General features: G+C 48.7%; 14 protein-coding genes. 1 reads left to right on the top strand and 13 read right to left on the bottom strand.

Annotation, left to right across the window (positions count from 1 at the left end; genetic code table 11):
• Positions 1-76: 76 nt before the first annotated feature.
• The 9 genes from dnaB to ADM98_RS01665 form a co-directional block, all read right to left on the bottom strand.
• Positions 77-1,429, bottom strand: coding sequence for a replicative DNA helicase (gene dnaB, locus ADM98_RS01705; protein ID WP_023469846.1), 1,353 nt, complete (start codon positions 1,427-1,429; stop codon positions 77-79).
• 19 nt (positions 1,430-1,448) lie between these two features.
• A complete protein-coding gene (gene rplI, locus ADM98_RS01700) occupies positions 1,449-1,892 on the bottom strand; it encodes a 50S ribosomal protein L9 (RefSeq protein ID WP_023469847.1) in 444 nt (147 codons plus the stop codon).
• On the bottom strand, positions 1,889-3,874 hold the full coding sequence (locus ADM98_RS01695) for a DHH family phosphoesterase (protein ID WP_053451971.1): 1,986 nt from the start codon (positions 3,872-3,874) through the stop codon (positions 1,889-1,891). Before ADM98_RS01695 ends, rplI begins: the two co-directional genes overlap by 4 nt.
• 134 nt (positions 3,875-4,008) lie before the next feature.
• A complete protein-coding gene (rpsR, locus tag ADM98_RS01690; RefSeq protein WP_023469849.1) occupies positions 4,009-4,239 on the bottom strand; it encodes a 30S ribosomal protein S18 in 231 nt (76 codons plus the stop codon).
• Positions 4,240-4,283: 44 nt separating this feature from the next.
• Positions 4,284-4,802, bottom strand: a complete 519-nt coding sequence (ssb, locus tag ADM98_RS01685; protein ID WP_023469850.1) for a single-stranded DNA-binding protein — start codon at positions 4,800-4,802, stop codon at positions 4,284-4,286.
• Between the two features lie 23 nt (positions 4,803-4,825).
• On the bottom strand, positions 4,826-5,113 hold the full coding sequence (rpsF, locus tag ADM98_RS01680) for a 30S ribosomal protein S6 (protein ID WP_023469851.1): 288 nt from the start codon (positions 5,111-5,113) through the stop codon (positions 4,826-4,828).
• A 120-nt stretch (positions 5,114-5,233) separates the two neighbouring features.
• Positions 5,234-6,334 carry a redox-regulated ATPase YchF gene (gene ychF, locus ADM98_RS01675; protein ID WP_053451970.1) on the bottom strand — a complete coding sequence of 367 codons (1,101 nt, stop codon included), beginning with the start codon at positions 6,332-6,334 and terminating at the stop codon, positions 5,234-5,236.
• Positions 6,335-6,562: 228 nt separating this feature from the next.
• Positions 6,563-6,751: a DUF951 domain-containing protein gene (locus ADM98_RS01670; RefSeq protein WP_023469853.1), complete on the bottom strand. Its 189-nt coding sequence runs from the start codon at positions 6,749-6,751 to the stop codon at positions 6,563-6,565.
• Complete coding sequence (locus ADM98_RS01665) at positions 6,723-7,652, bottom strand: mechanosensitive ion channel family protein (RefSeq protein WP_053451969.1); 930 nt, start codon at positions 7,650-7,652, stop codon at positions 6,723-6,725. The genes ADM98_RS01670 and ADM98_RS01665 overlap by 29 nt, the downstream gene beginning before the upstream one ends.
• Before the next feature lie 183 nt (positions 7,653-7,835).
• Between ADM98_RS01665 and yyaC the strand changes: the two genes are divergently transcribed.
• On the top strand, positions 7,836-8,453 hold the full coding sequence (gene yyaC / locus ADM98_RS01660) for a spore protease YyaC (RefSeq protein WP_035412220.1): 618 nt from the start codon (positions 7,836-7,838) through the stop codon (positions 8,451-8,453).
• Positions 8,454-8,489: 36 nt separating this feature from the next.
• Here the strand turns inward: yyaC and ADM98_RS01655 are convergent, their stop codons facing one another.
• Genes ADM98_RS01655 through mnmG form a run of 4 tightly spaced genes read right to left on the bottom strand, consistent with a single transcriptional unit; the run spans position 8,490 to position 12,795 of the window.
• A complete protein-coding gene (locus tag ADM98_RS01655; protein ID WP_053451968.1) occupies positions 8,490-9,254 on the bottom strand; it encodes a ParB/RepB/Spo0J family partition protein in 765 nt (254 codons plus the stop codon).
• Positions 9,255-9,292: 38 nt separating this feature from the next.
• On the bottom strand, positions 9,293-10,135 hold the full coding sequence (gene noc, locus ADM98_RS01650) for a nucleoid occlusion protein (RefSeq protein WP_053451967.1): 843 nt from the start codon (positions 10,133-10,135) through the stop codon (positions 9,293-9,295).
• 48 nt (positions 10,136-10,183) lie between these two features.
• A complete protein-coding gene (rsmG, locus tag ADM98_RS01645; protein WP_053451966.1) occupies positions 10,184-10,900 on the bottom strand; it encodes a 16S rRNA (guanine(527)-N(7))-methyltransferase RsmG in 717 nt (238 codons plus the stop codon).
• Positions 10,901-10,905: 5 nt separating this feature from the next.
• Positions 10,906-12,795, bottom strand: coding sequence for a tRNA uridine-5-carboxymethylaminomethyl(34) synthesis enzyme MnmG (gene mnmG / locus ADM98_RS01640; protein WP_053451965.1), 1,890 nt, complete (start codon positions 12,793-12,795; stop codon positions 10,906-10,908).
• Positions 12,796-12,800 lie beyond the last annotated feature (5 nt).

The following is a 12,800-nucleotide window of genomic DNA, read 5'->3' as shown; positions in this document are numbered from 1 at the left end:
AACTGAGAATCTTTAGGTGAAAACAAAAAAAGCTACGTTTTGTCTCCGATCAATCGAAGACAAGACGTAGCTTAGATTAAGCTGGTGGCGCGTACGAGTTGCTTGGCTCGAGATCCACGAACTTGTTGAATTCTTTTCGGAAGGCAAGTTTGACGGTACCGGTTGGACCATTCCGCTGTTTCGCAATGATGATCTCAATCGTATTCGCATCTTCCGTTTCTTTATTGTAGTAATCGTCACGGTACAAGAAGGCGACGATATCGGCATCTTGCTCAATCGCTCCCGATTCCCGGATATCCGACATCATCGGTCGCTTATCTTGACGACTCTCAACACCACGAGAGAGCTGAGATAGGGCGATGACAGGGACTTCGAGTTCCCGCGCGAGCGATTTCAAGGAACGGGAAATTTCCGAAACCTCTTGTTGGCGGTTGTCGCTTGAGCGACCATTCCCTTGAATCAACTGCAAGTAATCGATCATGATCATGCCAAGACCATGCTCCTGCTTCAAACGACGGCATTTTGCCCGGATGTCGTTGACACGAATACCAGGTGTATCGTCGATGTAGATACCGGCTTGAGAGAGATTACTCATCGCAAGCGATAACTTACCCCAGTCCTCTTCTTCAAGTTGACCGGTCCGCAGACGCTGGGCGTCGACGTTTCCTTCGGCACAGAGCATCCGCATGACGAGCTGCTCGGCACCCATCTCAAGACTAAAGATGGCGACATTCTCGTCAGCACGTGTTGCGACGTTTTGCGAGATATTCAAGGCGAAGGCGGTCTTCCCGACCGATGGACGTGCTGCAACGATGATTAAATCGTTACGCTGGAACCCAGCCGTCATCTTATCGAGATCTTGGAAACCTGTCGGAATACCCGTCGTCTCGCCGCTTTGCTTATGCAATTTATCAATCGTTGCATAGGCACTCGTCAAGACGTCCGAGATCGGAATGAAGCTCGCACTTCCTTTTCCTTGTGATACTTCGAGAATCTTCCGCTCTGCTTCATTCAGCAGGACATCGACCTCATTTTGTCGCTCATATCCGTCAGTGACGATTTCGCCTGCCGTCCGAATCAGACGTCGAAGCGTCGACTTCTGATCAACGACATTGACGTAGTAATTGATGTTGGCTGCGGTTGGTACACCTTCGGCTAGTTCCGCTAGATACGGTAGACCACCGATCTCATCTAAGATCCCAAGCGTGCTTAGCTCGGCTGTCACTGTGACGAGGTCGATTGCTTCGCCTCGGTCGGACAACACGAGCATCGCTTCGAAGATCCGTTGGTGAGAGGCACGGTAAAAGTCCTGCGGTAACAAACGTTCCGATGCACTGATCAAACGATCCGCATCAATCATGATCGCCCCTAGGACGGCTTGTTCTGCCTCGATACTTTGGGGAGGCATATTTTGCATGACTTCACTCATCACCGATCCCCTTTTCTACTCACGCCTCTTTGACCTGAACGTTCAGCGTCGCTGTCACTTCGTTGTGTAACTTCAATGGTACTTTCGTAAAGCCGAGTGCCTTGATCGGATGCTCGAGCTCGATTTTGCGTTTATCGATCTTGTAGCCCATGCTCTTGAGTGCTTCAGCAATCTGTTTGCTTGTGACCGAACCAAAGACGCGACCGCCTTCTCCGGCTTTCGTCGAAACGACGATCGTCTCTTTTTCGATCTTTTCTTTTAACGCTTGCGCGTCAAGTAAGTTCTGTTTTGCTTCTTCTGCTGCTTTACGTTCGTGCGCTTCATGTTGTTTCAAGTTGCCAGTCGTCGCAGGACGCGCCAACTTTTTCTTGAAGAGTACGTTATTTGCATAAGCATCGGCGACGTCTTTGACGTCTCCTGCTTTACCTTGTCCTTTTACATCTTGTAAGAAAATAACCTTCATTCTGATTCCTCTCCTTTTGTCTCATCTTCTAGATATTGATCGATTGCTTTGCGCAAGGCATCTGCAACCGTGATGACCGATTCTGACATCTGCGTCGCCGCATTCGTCAAATGACCACCGCCACCGAGCGTCTCCATGATTAACTGGACATTGACCTCACCAAGTGAACGAGCACTGATCGCTGTCCGTCCATCTTGGAGTTCCGCGATGACGAAAGCGGCACGGATGCCTTGAAGCGACAGCAGTTGATCGGCTGCTTGTGCAATCAAGACCTGGTCGTGAATGACACCAGGTTCTGCTGTCGCAATCGCCATCCCTTCCGTGTAGACCTCAGATCGCTCGAGAATATGCGACTGCTCAACGTACGTTTCAAGGTCCTGACTGAGGAACTCTTGCACGAGTACCGTATCAGCGCCTTGTGAACGCAAGTAGGATGCAGCATCGAACGTCCGGGAGCCGGTCCGAAGGGCGAAGCCTTTCGTATCGACGATGATTCCGGCAAGTAACGCCGTCGCCTCAAGCATCGATAGCTTTTGATTCGTCGGTTGATACTCGATCAGCTCAGTCACGAGTTCTGACGTCGACGACGCGTATGGCTCGAGATAGACGAGGACCGCATCTTCGATGAAATCCTCACCACGCCGGTGATGGTCAATGACGACCATGTGCTCGAATCGATCGAGTAACGTCGGCACAACGACGAGCGACGGTTTGTGTGTATCGACGACGACGAGTAACGTCTGATCGTCAATCAATTGATCGGCTTGAAACGCATTGACGAAACGTGTCTCGAGTTGCGGTACCTCAGCGATCTCATCCATCATCCGGCGGATCCCACGCCCGATTTCTTCTGGCGGTAAGACGATATGAGCTTCCTTATCGTTCATTTCCGCAAGCTTCAAGATTCCGATTGATGATCCAAGTGAGTCCATGTCCGGGTTCCGGTGACCCATGATTAGGACACGACTCGATTCCTGCATCAAGTCGCGAAGTGAGTTAGCGATGACACGTGCCCGGACACGCGTCCGTTTTTCTGTCGGATTTGTCTTCCCGCCATAAAAGCGGACTTTCCCATCCCGTTTGATGACGACTTGGTCGCCTCCCCGTCCTAACGCAAGATCAAGACTCGACTGGGCCATCAGACCAAGTGCTGGAATCGGGTCACTTCCGCAACCTATTCCGATCGATAATGTCAACTGGACACCCCGTTGACTCGTCTCTTCCCGAACCGTATCAAGAATCGTGAACTTCGATCGTTCGAGGATCCGCAGATTCTCTTCTGTCGTGACGATGAAATACCGATCAGACGCTGTCCGTTTGATATACGTTCCGTGTTCGGCTGCCCAGTGATTCAACAGTTGGGTAACCCGACTGTTCAGCTCACTGCGCAACTGATCTTCGATACCTTGTGTCATCTCATCGTAGTTATCAAGATAGATGACACCGATGACCGTTTGATTATCGACGAGTTGTTGTTCGACTTGTGCTTCTTCCGTCATATCGAATAGATAAAAAGTTCGATTCTCATGATTCGAAAAGACGCGATACACGGCATCGCCGATTTCAAGCGTCGCTTGATCCTCATTTGTCGCAACCATCTCGATGAATAGGGGATCGAGCTCATTGAGGGTCTGTCCCATCGAAACATCATCGAAGATTTCCCGCATCGGATCATTAAACCACGTGACGAGCGTTTCCTCATCGTATAACAAAATCCCGATTGGCATGTTCGTTAACGCATCTTGTCCTGTCTCCTCGACTTGCATCGAGATTCCAGCGACGTACATTTCCCATGCTCTGCGTGCACGGCGTTCTTCGAATAGATGCAGTCCGAAGAGGAGGGCAGTCACGACGGCTCCGATGGCAGAGATGATCGGTTCACGTACAGCGACGACGAGAAGCAGACCGACGATTAATAAATATGGAATGAAGCGAACGATGCGCCGTTCTCGTTCCGGTGATACTTGTTGACCTGACTCCATCGTGTCCTCCTTCTATGCTCTATAGGGTTCATTTAAATTTTTAGTAACTTGTTTATTATAACCGAAAAGCAGGAGGGGATGAAAGAGAAGCGAAAAAAAGCACCACCCTCACGTATGAGGATGGTGCTACGAAATCAGTCAGCCACGTATGGGATTAAAGCCATTTGACGTGCGCGTTTGATTGCGATTGTAAGTGGACGTTGGTATTTCGCTGAAGTACCAGTCACACGACGTGGAAGAATCTTACCGCGTTCCGAAATGAAACGTTTGAGAAGTTCTACGTCTTTATAATCGATATGAGTGATGTGGTTCGACGTGAAGTAACATACTTTACGACGACGTTTTCCACCTGGACGACGTGCCATGTGATTAACCTCCTTTTTAAGTTAAATTTTTCAGGAAGATTTCCTTAGAACGGGAGATCGTCATCTGAAAGGTCGATCGAACTACCGCCGCTGAACGGATCAGCGCCGAAGCCCGAATTCGATGAAGCGGGTGCTGGCGAGGAAGAGTTGTTCTGCTGTTGCTGTGAACCCCATCCTGCAGCATTCCCGTTTCCACCAGTAGATGAAGCGTAGCCTTCGCTACCATCCGATGAACGGCTCGCGTTACGTGACTCAAGGAAGCGGACGCTATCAGCGACGACTTCCGCACGGTAACGGCGTTGCCCTTCTTTATCGTCGTAGCTGCTAATCTGGAGGCGACCCTCTACACCAGCAAGACTACCCTTCTTCAAATACTGAGCAACGTTCTCTGCTTGCTTGCGCCAAACGACGCAATCGATGAAATCAGCTTCTCGCTTCCCATCTTGCCCTGTGAAAGGACGGTCACATGCGAGTGTGAATCGCGTTACCGCAATCCCGCTCTGCGTATAACGCATTTCCGGGTCACGAGTTAACCGACCGACTAAAACGACGCGGTTAATCATCAGAATCACTCTCCTGTTTCAGCTTATTTCTCGTCTTTTGTGATCATTAAGCGAACGATATCGTCACTGATCTTCATGAGACGGTCAAGTTCTTTTGTAGCTGCTGGTTCAGCAGAAACGTTAAGAAGAACGTAGAACCCTTCACGCATATCATTGATTTCGTAAGCGAAACGACGTTTACCCATTTCAGTTGTTTTATCAACTGTACCACCGTTATCAGTGAGGACTTTGTTAAAACGCTCCACTGTTGCTTTGCGTGCTTCCTCATCAAGTTCCGGACGGATGATGTAAAGTACTTCGTATTTACGCATATCTGTCACCTCCTCTTGGACTGGCGGCTCGAATGTTCGAGCAAGGAGCAATAATTCATTACTCACATTCATTAATACTACCAAAGTATTTTGCTTTATGCAATAACGATTCGTTTTCGATTAGACGTTGAAGCGGAATGTGACGACATCGCCGTCTTGGAAGACATATTCCTTACCTTCTGAACGGTAACGTCCTTGTTCCTTGACTGTCGTCATGTTACCTGCAGCTGCTAAATCGTCATACGCGACGACTTCTGCACGGATGAATCCACGTTCGAAGTCCGAGTGGATGACACCCGCACATTGTGGAGCCTTCATGCCTTTTTTGAATGTCCAAGCGCGTACTTCTTTTTCCCCTGCTGTGAAGTATGTCGCAAGACCAAGCGTGCTGTAAGCAGTATGGATCAATTGATCAAGACCTGACTCTTCGATTCCGAGATCGACGAGGAACTCTTGACGTTCTTCTGGCTCAAGCTCCGCAATCTCTTCTTCGATGCGTGCACAGATGACGATGACTTCTGCACCTTCTTTAGCTGCGAACTCACGAACAAGACGAACGTTCTCGTTACTGTCCGCATCTGCGACTTCATCTTCGCCGACGTTTGCGACGTAAAGCATCGGTTTCATCGTCAACAACTGGAAGTGTTTGACGATTGCTGCTTGATCTTCGTTCAATTCAGCGAGACGTGCTGGTTTCTCGTCTTCGAGCAATGCCAACACGATTTCAAGTGCTTCGAGTTCAGCCGCTGCGTTTTTATCGCGCGACTTAACTTGTTTTTGAACGCGCTGGATCCGTTTTTCAACCTGCTCGAGGTCAGCAAGGATCAATTCGAGGTTGATCGTCTCGATATCATCGATCGGTGAGACTTTTCCTGAAACGTGTGTGATGTTTTCGTCAATGAAACAACGGACGACCTGACAGATCGCATCTACTTCACGAATGTTCGCGAGGAATTTATTTCCGAGCCCTTCCCCTTTTGATGCTCCTTTTACGATACCAGCGATATCCGTGAATTCGAATGCTGTCGGGATCGTCTTTTTCGGGTTGACGAGTTCCGTCAATTTCCGAAGACGTGCATCTGGTACTTCAACGACACCGACGTTCGGGTCAATTGTTGCGAACGGGTAGTTCGCCGCCTCTACACCTGCTTGTGTGATGGCGTTAAAAAGTGTTGATTTTCCTACGTTTGGTAAGCCAACGATTCCTGCTGTTAATCCCACTTGGAATTCCTCCTTTTCGGTATTTCCTAGGAAATCCGTGCTAGCGGCCGCAGTGGGTAGAATGATTACACCACGTCAGCACATCTTTCACAATTATAGATAGTTCAATTTTTTTAAGCAAGGAGCTCGACCGTCTTTTTTAATCACACCTTAAACGAAAGCAACTGCTCGACTTACAAAAGACAATCAAAAAGCGAATCTGATCACAAAGATCAGATCCGCTTTTCGTCACTCTGGTAAGACTTTTTTCAACCGTTTATCAAAATCACGTCGCGGCATCAAGATGCTCGCCCCACAACCTTGACATTTGATTCGGATATCCATGCCGACCCGGATGATTTGCCATCGGTTCGTACCACATGGATGCTGCTTCTTCATCTCAACATAATCATGGAGTTGATACGTTTTTGGAATCATCAGTCTGTCCACCATTCTTTTGTTCTGGATTCATCATGACCATCCGTGGATACGGGATCTTGATGTTCTCTTCTTCTAGTCCTTGCTTCAATTCCTTACGAATGAGACGACCCGCTTGGAAATGCTGCATCGGTGGTACTTCTGCCATCAAACGATAGACAACTTCAGAAGGACCAAGCGTCTGGACGCCGAGCATTTGAATCGGTTCGACGAACATATCGATATACTTCTTCGTCGTCCGGTCCGCAATCTCATGCAAGACTTGTTCGACACGTTCGAGATCTTCGTCATATGAGACTTGAACATCAACGAGCGCAAAGCTGTTGTCGACCGAATAGTTCGTGACTTGCAAAATCTGACCGTTCGGGATGATGTGGATCTCACCATTGAGTCCTTTTAATTTCGTCGTCCGAATCCCGAGTTCCGTTACGACACCTTCGATCACACCGACGCGTACATAATCTCCGACTTTAAACTGCCGTTCGAAGATGATGAACGCTCCGGTAATGATATCTTGCACTAAGTTCTTCGCACCGAACGAAATCGCAAGACCGGCGATTCCGGCACTGGCGACAAGACCGGTGATATTGATTCCGAATTGACTGAGTACCGTCAACAACATGACGATTCCAAGCACATAACGGATTGCATTTTGGAGCAGCTTCAGCAGGGTCTCGTTCTGACGTTGCGCCAAATAGTCCTGTTCATTGATTTTCCTAATCGTAAAGAGACGTGAGACTGCCCCAGTCAAAACGCGCGTTAATACATAGAACGCCGCGATGATGATGAGCGCAATCAGTAGTTTCATCCCAAAACGAATCCACATATCCGCATCCATTACTTGATTGATTAGTTTATCGACTTGGGCGACGGATTCTTGTACATCTTGATTGGTAGCCATTCTCTCCATCCTTTCTTGTTCTCTCTATTACGACAGTATACGTGATTTTAGTTGAGTTTCAACCAAAGAGCCGATTTTGACGTTAGATTTTTGGAAAAACCGGGAAAGGAAAATCATCTAAGAACCCTTCACTCTTGCCAACCCACCACGACACCGACACCAAGAGAAGAAAGGATGATTTCGATGAATTTCCGCTTTCATTCGCACGAGCCCAAGCCCTATTCTTTCTTTTTAGAATATACGGAACCGTTCGCGAAAGAACGCTTAGCCGAACAACTATTCGAACAAGTCTCCGCTGTCCAAGAAAAACGTCCGATCGTACTCGTCTGTATTGGTTCTGATCGTTCGACGGGCGACTCGCTCGGTCCACTCGTCGGGACATTTCTTGAAAAACAAGCACCTGCTCATCTCCACGTCTACGGCACACTCGCTAAACCTGTCCATGCACTCAATCTCGCTGAAACGATTCACTCGATCCAAACGACACATTACCGGCCACTCGTCATTGCGATCGATGCGTGTCTCGGTCGACTTTCAAGCGTCGGACATGTCTTCTTCTCAGAAGGTCCACTTGCACCAGGAGCTGGCGTCCAAAAAGAATTACCCGCGGTCGGTGATTTCAACATTAAGGCTGTCGTCAACGTCAGTGGGTTCATGGAGATGATGATTCTCCAGAATACACGCCTACATCTCGTTTATGAATTAGCAGAACTTGTCGCGAACAGTTTCCACTTACTTGATGCGAAACTATCCGCTGAATCCACACGGACGACGATTTCCTTTACACCGCGTTCGATGTAATCAAAAAGAAGCGAACCGTCACCGGATCGCTTCTTTTTATTGATCTAATTCGGGCAATAACAAGTCGAGCAATCGGTTGAGATCGTCTTCATCTACAAAATCGATCTCCAGTTTCCCTGACTGTTTCCCTTGTTTAATCCGGACCGTCGCACCGTACTTTTCTCGAAGTGATTCTTCGACGAATTGAACGGCCGTCGCCTGCTGCGGACGGACCGATTCCTTCCGCTCCCGAAGTGCCTGCTCCAACCGACGGACATTCCAGTTCTCAGCCATGACACGTTCCGCCATCTGCTCGATCTTCTTCGGATGCTTTAATGACAGGAGCGCGCGGGCGTGCCCCATCGATAACCGTTCGTCCATCACAGCTTGTTGAACGAGGAGCGGTAATTGCAGTAACCGAAGACTGTTCGTAATGTGCGAACGACTTTTGCCGACACGCTCCGCAAGCTGTGCTTGCGTGATGCCGAATTCCTCGATCATCTCTGCATAGGCCATCGCCTCTTCAATCGCCGATAAATCCGCCCGCTGGATATTTTCAATCAGTGCGAGTTCCATCATGCGTGTCTCGTCTGCTTCGATCACAAGAACCGGTACACGTTTAAGTCCTGCGCGACTCGCCGCCTGATAACGCCGTTCGCCGGCGATGATCTCATAGTAACCATCACGCGGTCGGACAACGATCGGTTGAATCATCCCGTGCCGGACTAGCGATTGGGCTAACTCTTCTAATGCTTTTTCATTGAATCGTTTCCGAGGTTGAGTCGGATTCGGGCGAATCGCCCGAATAGGTAATTCGTTCACTTGCCTTCTCTCCTAAACGTAGCGGAAGGCACGACCGCTTATTCCGGACGTGCCTTCACGATGCGAATTCGCACCTCTACATATTCTTCGCAATCGACTTCTTCTTTTTCGATCGTCAATCCAGTCTGCTCAATCATATCAACGGAATCACGAAGTGTGTTTAAGGCAATTCGTGTATCCCGCGCAAAACTCTTATGACGTTTTTTCTTCGGTGGCTGTGGTGTCATCAATCGTTCCACGCGACGCTCCGTCTCTTTGACGTTCCACTCCCGTTCGAGAATTTCAGCGAGTACCGTTACTTGTAACGCTTCATCTTTGAGCGGTAACAGCGCACGGGCATGACGTTCCGTGATCGTCCGTTGCTTTAATGCTTCACGGACATCCGTTGGCAATCGAAGCAAACGCAACTTGTTGGCAATCGTCGATTGACTACGTCCGAGCTTACGAGCTAACATTTCTTGCGTGATCTCTTGTAACACAAGCAAGCGCTCATAAGCTTCTGCTTCTTCGATTGGTGTCAAATCTTCGCGTTGCAGATTTTCAATCAATGCTAGTGAAGCAGTCGTCTCGTCCGTCATCTCTTTGACGATGGCAGGAATCGTTTCCCAACCAAGCGAGCGCACTGCTCGATACCGTCGTTCTCCAGCAATGATTTCGTATCCTGTTCCTTGTTTTCGAACGACGATCGGCTGGAGTAAACCATGCTCTGCGATCGTAACGGCTAGCTCTTCAATTCGGTCCCCATCAAACACTGTCCGTGGTTGGAACTGGTTCGCGACAAGTTCTGTCAATGGTAATTCCTGAACCGTCTCTTGTGGATCAAGCTCGATCGCAGCAGGTTGTCCTCCCTTACCGAGCAGCTTGGCAAATGCATTTCTCACGTTGGCGCACCTCACCTTTATCAGTCATCGTTTCACGTGAAACGGTGTTTAGCTTAATGGATCTTTTGCAGGCGTTCCCGCTTTACGCGGATATTTCCCGGGTGTTGTTCGTTTTTTATCTACAATAACGATATTACGCTCACTTTCCTCGCCTGGCAATTGGAACTGGAAACTTTCCCGTAAATTCCCACCGAGTACTTTTAAGGCAATTGCACCATCCTCGAGCTCTTCACTGACTTTCGCTGCCTTCAAGGCAACGAATTGTCCACCGACTTTTGCAAGTGGTAAGCAATATTCCGCTAGAACGGACATCCGAGCAACAGCACGTGCTGTCACGACGTCGAACCGTTCTCGGAACTGTTTGTTTTTACCGAACTCCTCGGCGCGTCCATGATGGAATGCCACACCTTCAAGTCCGAGTTCCGTCGCCAAATGATTCAAGAAGCCGATTCGTTTATTGAGTGAATCGACGATCGTTACTTGGAGATGCGGGAACATGATTTTGATCGGCAGACTTGGGAAACCAGCGCCCGCTCCGACATCACACACTGTCGTGACTGTCGTGAAATCAAAATAGAAAGCTGCTGTGATCGAATCATAGAAGTGCTTGAGATACACATCTTCTTCATCCGTGATCGCCGTTAGGTTCATCTTTTCATTCCACTCGACGAGCAGTTCATAATATCGTTTAAATTGCTGCAATTGATGTTCTGAGACCTCAAGTCCCTGTGCTGCCAATGCTGTTACGAATTGCTGTTGGTTCATCTCGTTCACTCCGCAGTCAATGCGTATTGGCCTTGCTCGATATAGACAAGCAGAATCGAGATATCAGACGGGTTAACCCCTGAGATCCGGGATGCTTGTCCGATCGAGAGCGGACGCACTTGGTTTAGTTTTTGTTTCGCTTCAATCGCTAATCCGCTGATCGCATCGTAATCGAGACGATCCGGAATCCGTTTTTGCTCCATCCGCATCATTTTTTCGACTTGATCGAGTTGTTTATCGATGTAGCCGGCATATTTGACTTGGATTTCGACTTGTTCCGCTGCTTCTGCAGACAGAGGTGTTTCCGGTGGCGTCATTTGCGCGATCATCGCGTACGTGATTTCTGGACGTTTCAACAACGTAATGGCATGGAGAGCTTCTTTGAGTGGTGACGCACCAATCGCTTCTAGCTGTGCATTCACATCTGGTGTCGCTTTGATGACGACTTTCTCAAGACGTTTCATCTCAAGACTGATTTGCTCCTGTTTATCAAGCAACTTCGCTTGGCGCTCGTCCGAAATCAATCCGAGTTCATGTCCGATTTCTGATAGACGAAGATCCGCATTATCATGACGGAGTAACAATCGGTATTCGGCACGTGACGTCAAGAGACGGTATGGTTCGTTCGTACCTTTCGTGACGAGATCGTCAATCATGACGCCGATATAGCCTTGTGAACGTGACAAGATAAGTGGATCTTTGCCTTGGACTTGTAATCCGGCATTGATCCCTGCCATGATTCCTTGTCCCGCAGCTTCCTCATAACCACTTGTTCCGTTGATTTGACCCGCTGTGAACAAACCAGGAACCCGCTTCGTCTCAAGCGTTGGCCAGAGTTGTGTCGGAACGACAGCATCGTATTCAATCGCATAACCAGGACGCATCATTTCTGAATTCTCAAGCCCTGGAATCGAGCGGAGAATATCGTGTTGGACATCTTCCGGCAAGCTTGTTGATAACCCTTGCACGTAGACTTCTTCCGTATCGCGACCTTCTGGCTCAAGGAAGATTTGGTGACGCGGTTTATCGTTGAACCGGACGACCTTATCTTCGATCGATGGGCAATAACGTGGACCTGTCCCTTTGATCATCCCAGAGAACATCGGGGAACGGTGCAGGTTCGCATCGATCAATTGATGCGTATACTCCGTCGTATACGTCAACCAGCATGGGATCTGTTCCGTGATCATCTGAGTCGTTTCATGACTAAATGGAAGTGCTACTTCGTCACCTGGTTGAATCTCCGTCTTCGAGTAATCAATTGTTTTCCCGTCGATTCGCGGTGGTGTACCTGTCTTGAAACGTGCGAGCTCAAATCCGAGTTCTTCAAGATGTTTCGATAGATTAATTGATGGCATTTGATTGTTCGGACCACTCTCGTACGACAATTCACCGATGATGATTTTTCCGCGCATGAACGTTCCTGTTGTAATGATGACCGCTTTTGCTCGGTACTCTGCCCCTGTGTTCGTGACAACACCAACACAGCGTCCTTCTTCATCAATCAATAACCGCTCGACGAGTGCTTGACGCAAAAGAAGATTCGGTTCATCTTCGAGCGCTTTTTTCATTCGATTTTGGTATTCGAATTTATCTGCCTGGGCCCGGAGTGCACGCACCGCAGGACCTTTAGACGTGTTCAACATTTTCATTTGAATATACGTTGCATCGATCGCACGTGCCATTTCCCCACCGAGCGCATCGATTTCCCGGACGACGATCCCTTTTGCAGGACCACCGATCGACGGGTTGCAATACATGAATCCGACCATATCGGGATTCATTGTCAACATGACCGTTTTCGAGCCCATTCGTGCCGCAGCAAGAGAGGCTTCGATGCCGGCATGTCCGGCTCCGACGACGATAACGTCGAATTCACCTGCTTGATAAGCCATAGTAC

It is taken from the genome of Exiguobacterium sp. BMC-KP (assembly GCF_001275385.1).
GTDB lineage: Bacteria > Bacillota > Bacilli > Exiguobacteriales > Exiguobacteriaceae > Exiguobacterium_A.
Note: the sequence above shows the minus strand (reverse complement) of the source record. Positions and strands in the feature narration are given on the sequence as shown.